This window comes from Pseudomonas sp. 2,4-D, from assembly GCF_030418155.1.
Taxonomy (GTDB): Bacteria; Pseudomonadota; Gammaproteobacteria; order Pseudomonadales; family Pseudomonadaceae; genus Aquipseudomonas; species Aquipseudomonas alloputida.
Genome location: NZ_JAUHUI010000003.1, coordinates 74982 through 91665, shown reverse-complemented (window position 1 = coordinate 91665; position 16684 = coordinate 74982). Strand labels below are relative to the sequence as shown.

Here is a 16684-nt window from a genome sequence, read left to right as displayed (position 1 = left end):
CTGTATCAGATGTGGTAGATGTCGATGACCTGGCGGACGTAGTCGTTCTTCAGCACCACCTTCTTGGCCTTGATCAGCGGCTGCTCGCCGCGCAGGTCGAGGGTGTAGAAGCTGGTGCCGAAGTAACTGTCGGTGGTCTTGTAGCGGAAGCTCAGGGTGTGCCAGTTGAAGCGCACCTGGCAGCTGCCCTCGCCCTGCTCGACGATCTCGATGTTGCTGATGTTGTGCGAGGTGCGGGTGTCGGGCACGGTCGCACTGGAGCGCTCGGTCTTGATGCGGAACACGCGGTCTTCCAGGCCACCACGGTTGCCGTACCAGATCAGCGAGATCTCGCTTTGTGGGTCTTCGGTGAGGGTGTCGTCATCGTCCCAGCTCGGCATCCAGAAGCTGGCATCGCTGGCGTACAGTTCCAGCCACTGGTCCCACTGGGCATCGTCCAGGTAGCGCGCTTCGCGGTACAGGAAGTCGCGCACGATTTCATACAGGCTCATTGCACGGCCTCCACGGGGATCAGCTGCTGTTCGTTCTTGAGGGCCTGGATCATGGTGTCCTGCCAGTACTTGTGCTGCAGCACGAACAGGCCTTCGTCCTCGGTGCGCACGCCCGACAGCAGGGGTTCGAGTTCGATCTCCTTGGCCGCCTCATCGGCGCCTTCGACCCAGTGTTTGGCGCCGCGAGACATGTCGTTCCAGCCCGTGCCGCCACCATAGCCGGTCTGGCACGAGCGGAATTCTTCCAGGTCGTCCGGGGTGGCCATGCCGCTGACGTTGAAGAAGTCTTCGTACTGGCGAATACGCTTGGCGCGGGCATCGGCGCTCTCGCCTTTCGGCGCGATGCAGTAGATGGTGATTTCGGTCTTGTTCACCGAAATCGGCCGTGCAACGCGGATCTGCGAGCTGAACTGGTCCATCAGGTACACGTTGGGGTACAGGCACAGGTTGCGCGAATTTTCGATCATCCAGTCGGCACGTGCCTGGCCGAAATCGGCGGCCAGTTGGTCGCGGCGCTCATAGGCCGGGCGGTCTTCCGGGTTGGCCCAGCGGGTCCACAGCAGCAGGTGGCCGTGGTCGAAGGAATAGAAACCACCGCCCTGCTTGGCCCAGGCGCCAGCACTCATGGTCTTGATCTCGTCACCCGCCTCGCGCTGCTTGCGCTGGTTCTGGGTGGCGGCGTAGTTCCAGTGCACGGAGCTTACGTGGTAGCCGTCAGCGCCGTTTTCGGCGGTGAGCTTCCAGTTGCCTTCGTAAATGTACGAGCTGGCACCGCGCAGCACTTCCAGGCCTTCAGGCGACTGGTCGACGATCATGTCGATGATCTTGGCCGATTCACCCAAGTGCTCCACCAGCGGTTTCACATCGGCGTTGAGGCTGCCGAACAGAAAGCCCCGGTACGACTCGAAGCGTGCCACCTTGGTCAGGTCGTGGGAGCCGTCGCAGTTGAAGCTGTCGGGGTAGCCGGCGTTGCTGGGGTCTTTCACCTTCAGCAGTTTGCCGCTGTTGTTGAACGTCCAGCCGTGGAACGGGCAGGTATAGCTGGAACGGTTGCCGCGCTTGTGCCGGCACAGCATGGCACCGCGGTGGCTGCAGGCGTTGAGGAAGGCATTGAGCTCACCGTCCTTGTTGCGCGCGATGAAAATCGGCTGGCGCCCCATGGTCAGGGTGAGGAAGTCATTCTTCTCGGGGATCTGGCTTTCGTGGGCCAGGTAGATCCAGTTGCCCTCGAAGATGTGTTTCATTTCCAGGTCGAACAGCCGTGGGTCGGTGAACATCTCCCGCTTGCAGCGGTAGATGCCCTTTTCACGGTCGTCCTCGAGCATGGCATTGAGGTAGTCGAATCCCAGGGACATGGCCAGGGTCTCCCTTGTTATTGTTTAGACCTGGTCAGGTTAGAGGCTGGGATTGGGTCGCAATATCCGGTTTGTGCGGGGTGCTATCCGTTTTGTGCAGGTTGAGGTGACAGGTTCAACCGTCTCTTCGCAGGCGTACCCGCGAGAGACCGGTAGGGTTCAACGCCGGTTGCGCAAGGTTTCGGACGGCAATTCGCCAAACTGCTGTCGATACACCTCGGAGAAACGCCCGAGGTGCAGAAAACCATAATCCATGGCCAGTTCGGTCACGCTACGTACCGAGCAACTGGCATCACCCAGGCAGGCACGCACCTGTTCCAGCTTGCGTTGTCGTACGTACTGCTTGGGTGTGGTCTGCAGGTGCCGGTCGAACAGCGCATACAACGAGCGCAGGCTCATGCACGCCTGCTCCGCCAACGCCTCCGCTGTCAGCTCGAACTTAAGGTTGCGATCGATGTAGTCGATGATCCGCTCCAGGCTTGCACCCGGTGAGCTGAGGCTCTCGCGTCGGATATTGGTGCTCATCAGGGTCAGCAGCTTGCTGGCGACAATCTGGCTGTAATGGCCCTGCACCCTGGGCAGCGAATCGCTCACTTCCGCCTCATGACAAACCATGGCCAGCAGGTTCACGAAACCATCCAGCTCCTCCAGCCGGTAATGATTGCGCAAGAACCGCACGCCCCCATCAGGCCGCTGCCAGCGCTGTTCATCGCAGATCGAGTCCAGCAGCCGGGTCGGCACCTTGAGGATGAACTTCTCGCAGTCTTCCGAGTAAGTCAGGTCAACCGGATCGTCCGGGTTGATCAGCAGCAGCTCGCCCGGCACCAGGTGCTGCTCGCGCTTTTGCCCGCGCCACAGGCAGTTGCCATTGAGCAAGACTTGCAGGTGGTAGATGGTTTCCAGCGCAGGCGACGTCACGCGAACACTGCCGCCATAGCTGATACGGCACAGGTCGAGCTCGGCGAACTTGCGATGGCTGAGGCTGGCCTGGGGGTGGGTGGTACGGGACAGACCGATGCAATGCTGGCCTACATGCTGGTTCACATAATCGGACACAGCGTAAGGATCGGCGTGGTGAAACACGCTACTGCGCTCGCTCAGCAGGCGGCTTTCCATAGGCAAGGCACTCGGTATCGTTATTGTTCTGGTCGCCGCGCCCTACCGCCTTGTGGGCTGTGGTTGCGGTCATCACGGTCATTCTATCGGGCTGGCAGCGCGTCGCAGGGGCAGGCGACAGCCGGCGGACAGGGACACTACAGCAAAAAGGCGGGGATTGGGCAATGCAACGATGGGATTGGCCGGGCGGATAGCGGACAGGTCCGGCGTCATGCGTGTTCGTTTATCGAACAGTATCTTCCGGTTCTCGCGTGGCCTGCGCGTAACGGCGGACCAAGAACTCCTGCAACAACCGTCATTCACTGCACCGGCAGGAAGTTCATCAGCAACAGGCTCTGCGCGTAATTCAAGCCAATGCGCCGATAACGCTCATCCAGCAACTCGGCCAGCAAGTCCAGCCGCGCGACGATCTTGCCGAATTCAACAGCAAAACTCAGGTTGCTGCCCTCCTCCGAGATTTCGTTCGAGAACAGCAACAACACCCCATTGGCATCCTGCCGTTGGCTGAGCATCCATGTTGCCTTCTCGATATTGCGCGCGGCGTTGTTGACGAACAGTGGATCGATGGTATCGGTCATGTAGAACTCGGTACGCCCGCCATGTGCGGTGATCAGCATGCTGCCAATGGCGTAGATGAAGGCGCCGACCCGGTCCCCACGAAACTCCGGGCTCAGGGCGTAGCTCAATGCCGCCAGGTCACGGCGGTTGCCCAGTTGCGGCAGCGGCCGGCGCTGTTCGATGGCGATGCGGATCTGTCGCTCGGCGGTGGCGGCGTCCAGGTAACCAGACATCTTCCACTGGCTGGGGTTGCGCAGGTACAGCTTGTTCATCAGCAGGTACAGGCTTTGCAAGTTGTCGCGCATCGACAGCGTGGCCAGGCGGTCGACGCTGGTCTGGAACAGCTCGCTGGGTTTGCCGTTGCCGAGCTGGTTGACCATGTCACGGCCCTGCTGCTGCGTACAGGCGCACAGGCATGCCAGGGCACCTGTCAGTAGCAGGCGGGGGAGGAAATTCGGGTAGCTTGCAACCATCGGCACCGGGTCGATATTCGGCGGCTGCGCTGGGAGTCAGCGCGGCCTGGCCAAGCATAGAGCCCGAAAATGGGAAAAAGTGCGGTGGCTGGAAAGAATGCAAACCTGTGGCGGCCACTTCGCGGGTGAACCCGCTCCCACAATAAGGGACTCGCCCGCGAAGAGGCTAGGAGCGACGAACCCGGATCACATGGCGTGGCGCAACATCTCCACCACCTGCGCATGCAGCGCAGGGTCGCCACAGGCCACCACGCACCCGCCATCCTGCGCCGAACTGCCATCCCACGCCGTGATCACGCCACCCGCCCCCTCGATGATCGGCATCAGCGCTTGTACGTCATACGGCTGAAGGCTCGCTTCGACAATCACGTCGACAAAGCCCGAGGCCAGCATGCAGTAGGCATAGCAATCACCGCCATAACGCATCAACCGCGCCTTGCTGGCGACCGCTTCGAATGCCGCCTTGCGCTCGGCGGTGTCGAACATGTCCGGCGTGGTGCACATCAGCGTGGCGGCAGACAGGTCGGCGCAGGCACGCGTCTTCAGGGGCGTGCCACTGCGCCAGGCGCCTGCCGGGGTTCCCACGAAACGTTCGCCGGTGAACGGCTGGTTCATCACCCCCAGCACCGGGCGGGTACCGTCATTCAGGGCAATCAAGGTGCCCCACAATGGCAAGCCGGTAATGAACGCCCGGGTGCCGTCGATCGGATCGAGCACCCAAGTCAGCGGGCTGCTGCCCACTGCAACACCGGCCTCTTCGCCAAGAATGCCGTGTTCGGGATAACGCGCCTGGATCAACTCACGCATGGCGTCTTCAGCGGCCTTGTCGGCCACGGTCACTGGGTCGTACAGACGCACGCCCTTGTCCTCGACATCCAGGCTGGCGCGGAAGTACGGCGCGATCGCTGCAGCGGCAGCATCGGCCAATTGCTCGGCAAAGGCGCGATACTCAACGATCTGTTCAGCACTCAGGGACATGGGACAGGCCTCGTGACAATGATGGGGAACGCATCATACCCGACACATCGCCCCGGTGTACGCTGCGGCAGTCTAGACTGAACATCATCAGGGTACCGGGGGGCTGCCACACGTGGAGGTGTGCGATGAGCCAGTTCAAACGTCTGTTCGTCATGCTCGGCCCGCAAATGCGTCATACGCCTGCGCTGCAACGCGCGGCGGCGTTGGCAGAGTCCAGCGGTGCCCTGCTGGATATAAATGTGTTCGTCGACGACGTCGACACCTTTGGCTTGATGAGCGATGGTCGTGAGCGTGAGCGGCTGCTCAGCGACAACCGCCAATGGCTGGCGGATGAGGCCGAACAGCTGAGCGATGCCGGTGTGGACGTGTCCACCGAGCTGTTGTTGACCCGCGACCCGCTGGGCAGCGTACTGGAACGGGTCGAACGGCTGGGCTGCGATCTGCTGGTCAAGGACGTACAGCACGAGCCCGTACTCAAACGCCTGCTGGTCACGCCGCTGGACTGGCAGTTGCTCAAGGACAGCCCGGTCGCCGTGCATCTGGTCAGCGACATTCGCCTGCCCCTGCCCCGGCAGATCGCTGCCGCGGTGGACCTGAACAGCCACGGCACTGGCGAACACCTGGACGAGCAGGTCATCCACTGCGCCCATGACCTGGCCCTGCAGTGCAACGCCGAACTGCACCTGCTGCATGTGTGCGACGCGGCCAAGACCCACATCGCCGACTTCGGCGCCGGTACGGTCACCATGCCCGGCTTCGACAGCAGTGTGCGAACCGCGCAGCGGGCGGCGTTCAACCGCCTGGGCGACCATCACCAGATCCCGCTGGAGCGCCGGCACTTCCTCGAAGGGACCGCGACCAGGGCCATTGCCCAGTTCGTCGGCCACAACCGGGTGGACGTGATAGTCATGGGCAGCCACCGGCATGACGCCATGCAGACATTCCTGGGCGGGACAACGGCGCATGTGCTGGAACACCCGCTGTGCAATGTGTTGGCGATCAAGGCTGTTCGCTGACCTTCAGCAGCCTGCCCAGGGGCCAGGCAGGAATAACCTTCTACTGCAAAGAGGCACTTCCAACCACGGAGCAGCCTCTTCCCTGTCGGCCCCTTCGCAGTGCCTGCCGGCACTGTTGTCACTGACGCTTCATCTTCCTTGGTTTCTGGTACACCAGTGCCACTCAAAATTAATGCATTTGATAATGATTCGTAGTATGTTCGCGGCATTTCCCGACCCAGCCCTTAGCGCCCTATTCAAGGACCGTACCGTCGATGCGCCGCACGTTCGTTTCGCTTTGTGTGCTTCATGCTGTCTCCCCGCTGGCCTTTGCCGAGCCTGAACCGCTCAGCGACCCTAACCAGATAGAACTCCAAGCCCTGAGCATCACCAGTACTGCCGACAGCGAACGCGCCGACGGCCCGGTCGAAGGCTACAAGGCCACCCGCTCGGCGAGTGCCACCCGCACCGACACGGCGCTGCACGAAACCCCGCAATCGGTCAGCGTGGTGCCCAAGGATGTGCTGGTAGACACGGGCGCCACACGCCTGCAGGATGGCCTGGACTACGCCGGGGGTGTCGGCCGCGCCAACAACTTCGGCGGCCAGGGCCTGACAACGTTCACCGTGCGTGGCTTCACGACCGGGGAGTTCTATCGCAACGGCTTTCCGATCAACCGCGGTTACCCCAATGCTCCGGATGCCAACACCGTCGAGCGCCTGGAGGTCATCCGTGGCCCGGCCAGCAGCCTGTACGGCCGTGGCGACCCCGGCGGTACGTTCAACGTGGTCAGCAAGCAGCCGTTGCCGGAGTCCAAGGTCACCCTTGGCAGCCAGTTCGATGACCAGGGCATGCACCGTGCCACCCTCGATGCCACCGGGCCGCTGAGCCAGGACGGCTCGCTGGCCTACCGCCTGAACGTACTGGGTGAAGGCGGCGACAGCTTCCGCGACGATGTCGAAAGCGAGCGCTACGATGTCGCCCCTGTCATCAGTTGGCAGGTGAATGACGCCACGAAGATCACCTTCGAAGGCGATTTCATGCGCAACAACCACCCCCTCGATCGCGGCCTGACCCGCTACCCCACCCAGACCGGCAGCGCCTCGCGCGATACCTATATCTGGGAAAAAGGCAGCGACAACCTGCTGCACAATGACAACAACATGGCGCAGCTGCGTTTCGAGCACCTGCTCAACGACAACTGGACGCTGGGCGGTGGATTCCAGTATCTCGATGGCTCGCTCAAGGGTAATGCGGTCGAGGGGAGCAATTTACTGGCAGACGGCCGCACCCTGCAGCGGAACTTCAACTACCGCAAGCTGGAATGGACCGACCGTGACTGGCAATTGAACCTGACCGGGCATTTCGATACCGGTACGCTCAGCCACACCCTGCTGACAGGCATCGAGTACGAGAACTATCACTACAGCTCCATCATCCGACGTTCCAGCGCGTCCTACCCGATCGACATCTACGACCCGGTACTCGGCCAACCGAGACCTGCGCTGGCTGCGGTCCCAACGACCTGGGACAGCGAGAACCTGCAGACCTGGGCCTTCTTCATCCAGGATCAGGTGGCGCTGACCGAGCGTCTGAAGGCGTTGGCGGGTGTACGCTTCGAGCGCTTCGAGCACGATTACGACGATAAGCGACCTGCCAATCGGGACTTCAGCAAGGGCGAAAACGGAGTCACGCCACGCTTTGGCCTGATCTACGACCTGACTGACACCGTGGCGGTCTATGCCAATACTGCGCGCTCGTTCAAGCCCAACACAGGCACGCCTGCCAGCGGCGGTGGCTTCGACCCGGAAAAGGGCAAGTCGTACGAGCTGGGTGTGAAATGGGAAGCGCTGGACCGGCAGTTGAGCCTCGACGCGGCGATTTATCAGATCACCAAGGAAAACGTCCTGACTCGCGACCCGAACGACTCGACCAATACCTACAGCATTGCCGCCGGCGAGGTGCGCAGCCGTGGCCTGGACATCAACGTCGCCGGCAACCTCACCCCCGAATGGCGCATGATCGGTGGCTATGCCTACGTGGACGCCGAAGTCACCAAGGACACCACCCTGCACAAGGGAACGCACCTGGCCAATATCCCGCGCAACACCTTCAGCCTGCTGAACACTTACGAGTTCCAGGATGGCCTGGTCAAAGGCCTTGGCCTGGGCGTAGGCGTGAAGTATGTAGACGACCGTGCCGGGCAGACATCGGCAGCCACCTACACGATGGAACGCTACAGCGTGGTCGACCTGTTGAGCTTCTACAAGGTCAACGAACACGTGCGATTGAATCTGGACGTGAAAAACGTGTTCAACAAGGGGTATGACGAGGGGGCGTTCAACAGCTACGTATACCCCGGCGCACCGCGCACGGTGCAGGCCGGCGTTTCCTACACCTTCTGAACTGCCGGGGCCGCGCCGCGGCCCCGTAATTTCAGAACGCTGTGCTGTAGAACAGCGAGTACGACTCGATGCCGTCGTTTGGCTGCTTTATCCCGGCGTTGGAGTAGTGCATGGCACGGATGCCTACCTTCTGTTCTCCCGGCAACTTCAGGCCAAAGCCGATGCGGTCTTCGAAGTTGACCGACGACCCCAGACGCTGGTCGCCCACGTCGGTCTTTGAAAAGGCTGCCAGGCCAATACCTGCCTCGATGTAAGGCGTGTAGGTAAAGCCGCTGAACTCATACGTGAACACCGGGCTGAACGACAGCGAATGCGCGCCGCTGGCATCGCCACCTTCCCAATAGGTGTAGGCCGCATCCCAGTAACCGCTCACATGGCCAGTGCTGCTTTCCAGCCATTTCTTGTCCCAGTCGAACGACATGCCGATACGGTACGTCATGTCACCTTGGCCAGTGGCGCCCACGGCGCCTGATATCTGCGCAGCCTGGACCAGATCGGCCCCGGCAACGGCCAGCACTGCAACGGCCAGCGAAGCGGCTAGACGGGTTTTCATCAACAGCTCTCCTGATGGTCTACACGGCAAGCGGGGGCTTGGGCCCCTCGATGTTTTGCGCTGACCGGTGCATCCAGACCGGTCATACGAAGTAATACTTTTCTGATTATTGTCCAGATAATCAGAAAGTTGGAAGTGTATTGCCACTATTGGCTAAATCACTTGGTAAAGATGTGCCTGCCGGGTACAGGAATTCGCGAGGCGTGACCTGACCCCAGGCAGGAGTACATCCGTACTCCTGCCCGTCTCTTCATCAACGCCAATTAAGGTTAACGGTCGTGGGGGCCTTGCCCGTCACGGCCACCCACTGCTGCACCGCCTGACCTTGGGCATTGCCAATGACCTTGTATTTGCCGGGAGGCAGCTGCACATACAGCAGTGGCCCGGCATCGCTGACGCTGAGCACGGGCTGGCCCTGGGCATTCTGGATATCGACGGTGGCCCCGCTCTGGAACTTGCCTTCCGGGCCGGTCGAAAGCTCTACGTGCAGGTCATAACCCGTGGTCTTGCGCAGGGCATTGGCTTCGTCCTGGCCGATACCGCCCTGCAGGTAGCGCACGCCATTCTGCTCCTGCGGTTGCAACTGCACGGCTTGCATGTCGATGGGGGCATTGAGGTCGGCGGCGGCGGTCAGGGTCCATGGCAGGGCCAGAGTGATCAGCAAGGCAGCGCCGAGCGCATAGTGATGGTTTCGCATGGTACGACCCTCCTTTAGAGGATGGCTTACCTATTATCTGATCCTCCCAGCGAAGGGGTGTTCGTGCTGATGCCTGGTCATGCAGATGAAATTCAATTCAGATAATCAGGTTATCGAGCAAAAACATCAGCTTGCACGGCCTTCTTCAAGCAACTTCACGAACATGCTCAAACTGCGCGATACCGTGCCCCGCCGCCATACCAGCCAGGTTTTCAGGTAGCGAAAGTCCTCCGACATTGGCCAGGCGCTGACGGTGCTGCACCCGGGCATATTGTCGAGCATGCTGCGCGGCAGCATGGCCAGGCCGGCACCCGCACTGACGCAGGCCAACATGCCGTGGTACGACTCCATTTCGTGGATCTTGCCGGGTACCGCCTGGTCCTGCACGAACCAGTTTTCGAAGTGATGGCGGTAGGAACAGTTGGCGCGGAAGGCGTAGATGCTTTCACCGTTCACGTCCTGGGCGCGGGTCACCGGTGTATGGTTGAGTGGTGCAATGACCATCATCTCTTCCTCGAACACCGGTATGCCCTCCAGCGTCGGGTGTAGCACCGGGCCGTCGACGAACGCCGCCACCAGGCGGCCAGACAGCACGCCTTCGAGCATGGTCCCGGAGGGCCCGGTGGACAGGTCAAGGTCAACCTTGGGGTAGCGTTGGTTGTAGGCGGCCAGCAACGCCGGGATGCGCACCGCCGCCGTGCTTTCCAGCGATCCCAGGGCAAAGGTGCCCTGCGGGTCTTCACCCGCCACGGTCAGCCGCGCCTCATGGACCAGGTCGAGGATGCGCCGGGTGTATTCGAGGAAGTTCCAACCCGCAGGCGACAGGCGCAGGCGGCTCTTCTCGCGAATGAACAGCTCTACACCCAGGTCCTCCTCCAGTTGCTTGATGCGCGTGGTCAGGTTCGACGGCACCCGATGGATGTGCTGCGCGGCGGCGCTGATGCTGCCCTGCTCTGCCACGGCCTTGAAGATCTCCAGTTGCACCAGGTCCACAGCCATTCTCCAATCGTGAATGTTTCGCTCATTATTATTCAGTTTTCATTAAAGCCATAGCCCACTAGTCTGGCCTCACTGATTAACAACAACGAGAGTGTCCCGCCATGAGCGCGATCAGCAGCCTGACCCACGCCATCTCCCTCGACCCGTACAGCGGCGAGCAGATCGGCGCCTACCCGTTCGACACCGACGCCGCACTGGAAGCGGCGCTGCAACGTGCCAAGGTTGGCTACCGCCAGTGGCGCCAGGTGTCGCTGGGTCAGCGCAGCGAGTACCTGCTGGCCCTGGCCGGCACCCTCGAAGCCAAGGCTGAAGCCTTCGCGCACATGATCAGCCGCGAAATTGGCAAGCCGATCGCCCAGGCTCGCGGTGAAGTCAGCAAGTGTGTGGGCCTGTGCCGCTGGTACGCCGAGCACGGCCCGGCCATGCTCGCCGCCGAGCCGACCCAGGTCGAAAAAGCCCGTATCGAATACCGCCCGCTAGGCCCGATCCTGGCCGTGATGCCGTGGAACTTCCCGGTCTGGCAGGTGCTGCGCGGCGCCGTGCCGGCGATTCTGGCGGGTAACACCTACGTGCTCAAGCACGCACCGAACGTGATGGGCAGCGCCTACCTGATGGCTGAGCTGTTCAAGGATGCCGGCCTGCCGGAAGGCGTATTCGAAGTGCTGAACGTGACACCGGATGGCGTCACCCGCGCCATCAACGATCCGCGCATCGCCGCCGTGACCCTGACCGGCAGCGTGCGGGCCGGCATGGCGATTGGTGCACAGGCCGGTGCCGCGCTGAAGAAGTGCGTGTTGGAGCTGGGTGGCTCCGATCCCTTCATCGTACTGGCCGATGCTGACCTGGATGCCGCCGTCCAGGCCGCGGTGATAGGCCGCTACCAGAACACCGGCCAGGTGTGCGCCGCCGCCAAGCGCCTGATCGTGGAAGCAAGCATCGTCGACGCGTTCACCCACAAGTTCGTTGAAGCCACTCGCCAGTTGAAAGTCGGCAACCCGCTGGAGGACGACACCTATATCGGCCCGATGGCCCGCTATGACCTGCGCGACGAGTTGGACGGCCAGGTTCAGGCGACGTTGGCCGAAGGCGCCACGTTGCTGCTGGGCGGCAACAAGGTCGAAGGCGTGGCCAACTTCTACGCGCCGACCGTGTTTGCCAATGTCACCCCGGACATGACCGCGTTCAAGCAGGAGCTGTTCGGCCCAGTAGCGGCGATCATCACTGCACGCGATGCCGACCATGCCGTGGAACTGGCCAACGACAGCGAGTTTGGCCTGGCCTCGACCATCTACACAGCCGACTATGCGCTGGCCGAACGCATGACCGCCGCACTGGATACCGGTGGCGTGTTCATCAACGGCTACTGCGCTTCGGACCCCCGCGTGGCGTTTGGTGGCGTGAAGAAGAGCGGTTTCGGCCGTGAGCTGTCGCACTTTGGTGTGCGCGAGTTCACCAATGCCCAGACCGTGTGGCTGGACCGTAACTGATTCATGACCCTGGGGCTGCTTTGCAGCCCCAGATGCTTCAATCCCGAACCTGGTCCTTGACCCAGTCCAGCATCCCCCCCGGCACGATCAGTTCATGCCGCGCCCGCGAACAGGCGGTATACAACCCCGCCAGCATACGCGCCCGTTCATTGCGGTTACCCGCCACCTGTGGCGCCACCATCAGCTCCGGCGACACCATCACCCGGGCAAACTCCATGTTCTTCACATCCCGTACTCGCCCCAGGAACAGCTTCGGCGCCTTGTCCCAGCGGTAACGGCTCTTGGCCTTGGCAAAATGCTCCGGCGTGTAGCCCTTGCGCAGCATATTGGCCACGGCGACGAACGCTTTGTCATCGCCCTTGTCCTGTTCCAGCGCCTGCCAGCTGGCATAGCGGAACAGCATCGGGTGGCGCGGCCGGGTGCCGTAGCGGTACAGCTCGATGCAGTCCTCGACGAACAGTTCAAAGTCCTTGCGAGCGCTTTTCAGCAACAAGAACGGCACCCCCTGATGCGTCAGGCGCTGGAACCAGCCAAACAGGCCCCATTCATCATCGACGATAAGCGCCGTGGGCTGTTCCGGCACCATCACCGTATCGAAGAAACTGACCCGGGTGTAGTGTTCGGCGTTGCCACTGAAGGCCGCCTGGATCGTGGCCGGGTGCGCCTGGATCAGTGGGTTGAGCACATTGTCCATTGCCGGCCCGGCGCGCAGTGAATGGTCGATGCAGCGTTGCCGGATGAAGCTGCCATGGTGCGGGCTGAGGCCATTGAGGTTTTGCAGTTCGTCACCCAGGGTAATGATCGACTGCGGACTGCGATCGAGTACCGCCAGCATCGGTGCCGACAGCTCGTGGGCCTCGTCGACGATGACATGGGTGTAACGGCTGTCGATCACATGCTCGGTCAGCGACAGCAGCTTGACCCGGTGGTAGTCACGCACCGGCAGCTGAATGTCCCGCGCCGACGGGCGAATCAGCTCTTGCCAGTACAGGCGTGCCTTTTCCAGCAGCACCTCCTGATCCAGCGGCGAGGTGCCAGGCCCGGCCCAGGGCAAGTGGTGCAGCTGAAGCTGGGTATCGGCACTGTGGCAGAACGTGCGCACGGCGCGGATGCACAAGGCAACCACGTCGCGCGCTGCGAGCGGGCCGATATCTGGGATGGCCAGCCAGCGCACCACTTGCGCTTCCTGGGGGCGCCAGGACAGCCTGGTGCGGTATGGATCGCGCAATCGCCAGCCGTTGCTGGTGAGGTCGCGGTTGAGCAGCTCGTCAGCCAGTTGGCCGAAGGTCAGCGCGGTATAGGCAGCAGCGTCCTTGACCCGCGCCTGCAGCGCGCGCAACTGCCCTTCAGTCAAGGCCAGCAGCAAGGTGCGCTGTGGCTCCAGCAGCCGGGCGAACTGGTGAATCAGGAAGGTTTTGCCCGTGCCGGCGAAACCTTGCACAGCCACAGACTCGTCGATGCCACTGAGGAATTCACGCAGCAGGCGGTTCTGCTGGTCGCTGAGCATCAAGTCACTGGCCAGCGACGGCAGGTACACCGGATGCAGCGGTGTAGCCCGTTGGCGGTAGCGGTCGGCGAACTGGAAGTTCCACTGGCCTTCGTCATCCAGCCATTCGTCCACCTGGTACTGCACTTCGGCCGACAGCAGTGCTATGCCATTTTCACCCAGCATGCCCAGGCCCATGGCGAACGCTTCGCGATCGAATTGCTGCGCTACCTGGGCCTGGAAGCGCCCGGGGGCGACACCTTCGACTTCGTTGGCGATGCGCACGATTTCGGCGAAACGACGCTCCTGAGCGTCGGCCGAGGCGGTGGCAGGCTGGCGTGGCAGGTTTTGCACGAACAGCACGGTAGCGGCATCGACAACACTGGCGGTGGTGAAGAACTCAGTAACGGCCGCGCTGGCGAGGCGGTCGGCCTGGTCGCTGGACAAAGGCAGGTAGAACATCGGCACCTCGGGTGAAATCAGGGCGGCACGATAGCAACTTTTGGCGTGGAATGCTGGGTTCAGTGTTGCCTGGGCTGGCCGCTTCGCGGACTTGCCCGCGCCCCAGGCAACGTGCGATTCACGAAACCATGCTGGCGCTGTGGGAGCGGGCGAGCCCGCGAAGAGGCCGGCAGCCCCGCCTCCACCTCAAACCCTGCAGCGCTTCAATGTTTTACTGGGAAACTCCTTGAACAACTGCCGGTAACTCTCTGAAAACCTTCCTAAATGCCAGAACGACCAACGCATCGCCACCTCGGCCACGGTCACGCCGCCACCGCGCAACAGATCACGCCGCGCACCGTTGAGCCGGCGCAGGCGCAGCCAGTGCGCCGGCGGCATGCCGGTAAAGGCCTTGAACGCCTGCTGCAACTGGCGCAGGGAAACCCCAGCCACATCTGCCAGCTCAAGCAGGTTCAGCGTTTCTTCCGGGCAGTCGGCCGACCATTCGCTCACTCGGTGCATGATCGCCCGTTCCTCGTCCCGCCGCCCCAGGGCCACGCCCTGCAAACGCTGGCTGGCGTTGTCGAGAATGAACAGGCAGTCCTCCAGCAACTGCTCAGCCAAGGCCTGCCCTTGCAACGGGCAACCCTCCTCGCCCAACCGGGTCAAGGTGGCGCTGAGCCAGCTGCCGAACAACGCATTCTGGCCGCTGCCCAATGGCACCATGAACAACCCTTCCAGGCGCTGCGGGTCCAGCCCATGGCGGGCCAGGAAGGCCTGGTCGAACACGACCGCCACCTCCTGGTAGTTCTCCGGCGTGATCCAGATATTGCGGCTTTGTTCGTTCAGCAGGTACAGGCTGTTCTCGCTGCGGTCGAAGCAAAACGCCAGCGAGCCGCTTGGCGCGCGAAAGAACTGCTCCACCCGGGTGTTCAGGCGCTCTTCGTACACCTCCACACCATCCAGCCCCAGACACCGCAGCTCACCGCTGAAGTACCCGGGCGACATCTGCCGGTACTGCTGCTGCCAGCCTGGGGTGGCGCGCACTTGCTCGGTGACATCAGTGGTGTGGAAAGCCTGGACCTTCAACGCATTGGCGGTTGTCACACATCGTCCTGTATGCACTCTTTTGGTGCATTCGATACTGAAGAAAGTGGATAGATCGCCCCGGGGGGCTGCGCCCAAGATAGTCTCCAGCGCGTCACCTGGGAAGCGTAACGCCTTCGCAACTGTTCAACGGTTCTCGCAAGCGCCCACGCTCCCCCACTAAAACCCAACCAAGAGGTCTGTATGAACGCCCCCTTCGATCAGCTGTCCACCTGGCTGAAAGAACATCGGATCACCGAAGTCGAATGCGTGATCAGCGACTTGACCGGCATCGCCCGCGGCAAGATTGCGCCTACCGCCAAGTTCCTCCATGAGCGAGGCATGCGCCTGCCAGAAAGCGTGCTGCTGCAGACGGTCACCGGCGACTACGTCGACGATGACATCTATTACAACCTGCTCGACGCCGCCGACATCGACATGGTCTGCCGCCCCGATCCCACCGCCGTTTACCAGATCCCGTGGGCGATCGAGCCAACCGCGATCGTGATCCACGACACCTTCGACAAGCAAGGCAACCCCATCGAGCTTTCGCCACGCAACGTCCTGAAGAAGGTACTCAAGCTGTACGCCGACAAGGGCTGGCAGCCGATCGTCGCGCCCGAGATGGAGTTCTACCTGACCAAGCGCTGCGAAGACCCGGATTTGCCACTGCAGGTACCACTGGGGCGTTCCGGCCGTGCTGAAAGTGGCCGTCAGTCGTTCTCGATCGACGCCGCCAACGAATTCGACCCCCTGTTCGAAGACGTCTACGACTGGTGCGAGATCCAGGGCCTGGACCTGGATACGCTGATCCACGAAGACGGCCCGGCGCAGATGGAGATCAATTTCCGCCACGGCGACGCGCTGGACCTGGCCGACCAGATCACCGTGTTCAAGCGCACCATGCGCGAGGCAGCGCTCAAGCACAACGTGGCCGCCACGTTCATGGCCAAGCCGATCACCGATGAACCAGGCAGTGCCATGCACCTGCACCAGAGTGTGGTCGACATCGCCACTGGCAAACCGATCTTCGCCAACGAAGACGGCAGCATGAGCCCGCTGTTCCTGCATCACATCGGCGGCTTGCAGAAGTACATCCCCAAGCTGCTGCCGATGTTCGCGCCCAACGTCAACTCGTTCCGCCGCTTCCTGCCGGATACCTCGGCGCCGGTCAACGTCGAGTGGGGCGAAGAAAACCGCACTGCCGGCCTGCGCGTGCCCACCTCCAGCCCTGAGGCGATGCGGGTAGAAAACCGCCTGCCGGGCGCCGATGCCAACCCGTACCTGGCCATCGCGGCCAGCCTGCTGTGCGGCTACCTGGGTATGGTCGAGCAGATCGACCCTAGCGCACCGGTGCAGGGCCGCGCCTATGAACGACGCAACCTGCGCCTGCCGATCACCATCGAAGATGCGCTGCAGCACATGGAAGACTGCGAAACCGTGCAGCAGTACCTGGGCAAGCAATTCGTCCAGGGCTACGTGGCGGTCAAGCGCGCCGAGCACGAGAACTACAAGCGCGTCATCAGCTCGTGGGAGCGTGAATTCCTGATGCTGAGTGTCTGAT

Annotated in this window: 14 protein-coding genes; 4 read left to right on the top strand and 10 right to left on the bottom strand. The window is 62.0% G+C overall.

The features are described from left to right. Positions 1-5: 5 nt before the first annotated feature. The 5 genes from benB to hisN form a co-directional block, all read right to left on the bottom strand. A complete protein-coding gene (benB, locus tag QYE47_RS04220; protein WP_014591010.1) occupies positions 6-491 on the bottom strand; it encodes a benzoate 1,2-dioxygenase small subunit in 486 nt (161 codons plus the stop codon). Then, the gene (gene benA, locus QYE47_RS04215) at positions 488-1846 is read right to left on the bottom strand and encodes a benzoate 1,2-dioxygenase large subunit (protein ID WP_014591011.1); all 1359 of its coding nucleotides are present in this window, start codon (positions 1844-1846) and stop codon (positions 488-490) included. Before benA ends, benB begins: the two co-directional genes overlap by 4 nt. 159 nt (positions 1847-2005) lie before the next feature. Continuing rightward, the gene (locus QYE47_RS04210) at positions 2006-2962 is read right to left on the bottom strand and encodes an AraC family transcriptional regulator (RefSeq protein ID WP_014591012.1); all 957 of its coding nucleotides are present in this window, start codon (positions 2960-2962) and stop codon (positions 2006-2008) included. Between the two features lie 299 nt (positions 2963-3261). Further along, positions 3262-3993, bottom strand: coding sequence for a hypothetical protein (locus QYE47_RS04205; protein ID WP_014591013.1), 732 nt, complete (start codon positions 3991-3993; stop codon positions 3262-3264). 186 nt (positions 3994-4179) lie between these two features. Beyond that, a complete protein-coding gene (gene hisN / locus QYE47_RS04200; RefSeq protein WP_070383917.1) occupies positions 4180-4971 on the bottom strand; it encodes a histidinol-phosphatase in 792 nt (263 codons plus the stop codon). Between the two features lie 125 nt (positions 4972-5096). Here hisN and QYE47_RS04195 point away from each other — a divergent pair, with 125 nt between their 5' ends. Both QYE47_RS04195 and QYE47_RS04190 read left to right on the top strand, forming a co-directional pair. Next, entirely contained in the window at positions 5097-5987 is an 891-nt protein-coding gene (locus QYE47_RS04195; protein WP_014591015.1) for a universal stress protein, read from the top strand. A 254-nt stretch (positions 5988-6241) separates the two neighbouring features. Further along, on the top strand, positions 6242-8371 hold the full coding sequence (locus QYE47_RS04190) for a TonB-dependent siderophore receptor (protein WP_014591016.1): 2130 nt from the start codon (positions 6242-6244) through the stop codon (positions 8369-8371). Positions 8372-8402: 31 nt separating this feature from the next. Here QYE47_RS04190 and QYE47_RS04185 read toward each other — a convergent pair whose 3' ends face one another. The 3 genes from QYE47_RS04185 to QYE47_RS04175 form a co-directional block, all read right to left on the bottom strand. Next, positions 8403-8924 carry an acyloxyacyl hydrolase gene (locus QYE47_RS04185; protein WP_014591017.1) on the bottom strand — a complete coding sequence of 174 codons (522 nt, stop codon included), beginning with the start codon at positions 8922-8924 and terminating at the stop codon, positions 8403-8405. Between the two features lie 253 nt (positions 8925-9177). Next, entirely contained in the window at positions 9178-9621 is a 444-nt protein-coding gene (locus tag QYE47_RS04180) for a hypothetical protein (protein ID WP_014591018.1), read from the bottom strand. A 126-nt stretch (positions 9622-9747) separates the two neighbouring features. Then, positions 9748-10614 (bottom strand): LysR family transcriptional regulator, encoded by an 867-nt coding sequence (locus tag QYE47_RS04175; RefSeq protein WP_004374302.1) that lies wholly within the window; start codon positions 10612-10614, stop codon positions 9748-9750. Positions 10615-10721: 107 nt separating this feature from the next. Between QYE47_RS04175 and QYE47_RS04170 the strand changes: the two genes are divergently transcribed. Then, positions 10722-12107, top strand: coding sequence for an aldehyde dehydrogenase family protein (locus QYE47_RS04170; protein ID WP_014591019.1), 1386 nt, complete (start codon positions 10722-10724; stop codon positions 12105-12107). 37 nt (positions 12108-12144) lie between these two features. Here QYE47_RS04170 and QYE47_RS04165 read toward each other — a convergent pair whose 3' ends face one another. Both QYE47_RS04165 and QYE47_RS04160 read right to left on the bottom strand, forming a co-directional pair. Beyond that, a complete protein-coding gene (locus QYE47_RS04165) occupies positions 12145-14055 on the bottom strand; it encodes an AAA family ATPase (protein WP_014591020.1) in 1911 nt (636 codons plus the stop codon). 186 nt (positions 14056-14241) lie between these two features. Next, entirely contained in the window at positions 14242-15141 is a 900-nt protein-coding gene (locus QYE47_RS04160) for a helix-turn-helix domain-containing protein (protein ID WP_070383916.1), read from the bottom strand. Positions 15142-15324: 183 nt separating this feature from the next. Between QYE47_RS04160 and QYE47_RS04155 the strand changes: the two genes are divergently transcribed. Next, positions 15325-16683, top strand: coding sequence for a glutamine synthetase family protein (locus QYE47_RS04155; protein WP_004374294.1), 1359 nt, complete (start codon positions 15325-15327; stop codon positions 16681-16683). The last annotated feature ends 1 nt before the right edge of the window (position 16684 follow it).

Bases quoted from the DNA above. Each gene is read 5' to 3' on its own strand.
- QYE47_RS04210 (WP_014591012.1), bottom strand. From the start codon at position 2,962: ATGGAAAGCCGCCTGCTGAGCGAGCGCAGTAGCGTGTTTCACCACGCC.
- QYE47_RS04190 (WP_014591016.1), top strand. From the start codon at position 6,242: ATGCGCCGCACGTTCGTTTCGCTTTGTGTGCTTCATGCTGTCTCCCCG.
- QYE47_RS04165 (WP_014591020.1), bottom strand. From the start codon at position 14,055: ATGTTCTACCTGCCTTTGTCCAGCGACCAGGCCGACCGCCTCGCCAGC.
- QYE47_RS04170 (WP_014591019.1), top strand. From the start codon at position 10,722: ATGAGCGCGATCAGCAGCCTGACCCACGCCATCTCCCTCGACCCGTAC.
- QYE47_RS04155 (WP_004374294.1), top strand. From the start codon at position 15,325: ATGAACGCCCCCTTCGATCAGCTGTCCACCTGGCTGAAAGAACATCGG.
- QYE47_RS04185 (WP_014591017.1), bottom strand. From the start codon at position 8,924: ATGAAAACCCGTCTAGCCGCTTCGCTGGCCGTTGCAGTGCTGGCCGTT.
- benB (WP_014591010.1), bottom strand. From the start codon at position 491: ATGAGCCTGTATGAAATCGTGCGCGACTTCCTGTACCGCGAAGCGCGC.
- QYE47_RS04195 (WP_014591015.1), top strand. From the start codon at position 5,097: ATGAGCCAGTTCAAACGTCTGTTCGTCATGCTCGGCCCGCAAATGCGT.
- benA (WP_014591011.1), bottom strand. From the start codon at position 1,846: ATGTCCCTGGGATTCGACTACCTCAATGCCATGCTCGAGGACGACCGT.
- hisN (WP_070383917.1), bottom strand. From the start codon at position 4,971: ATGTCCCTGAGTGCTGAACAGATCGTTGAGTATCGCGCCTTTGCCGAG.
- QYE47_RS04180 (WP_014591018.1), bottom strand. From the start codon at position 9,621: ATGCGAAACCATCACTATGCGCTCGGCGCTGCCTTGCTGATCACTCTG.
- QYE47_RS04205 (WP_014591013.1), bottom strand. From the start codon at position 3,993: ATGGTTGCAAGCTACCCGAATTTCCTCCCCCGCCTGCTACTGACAGGT.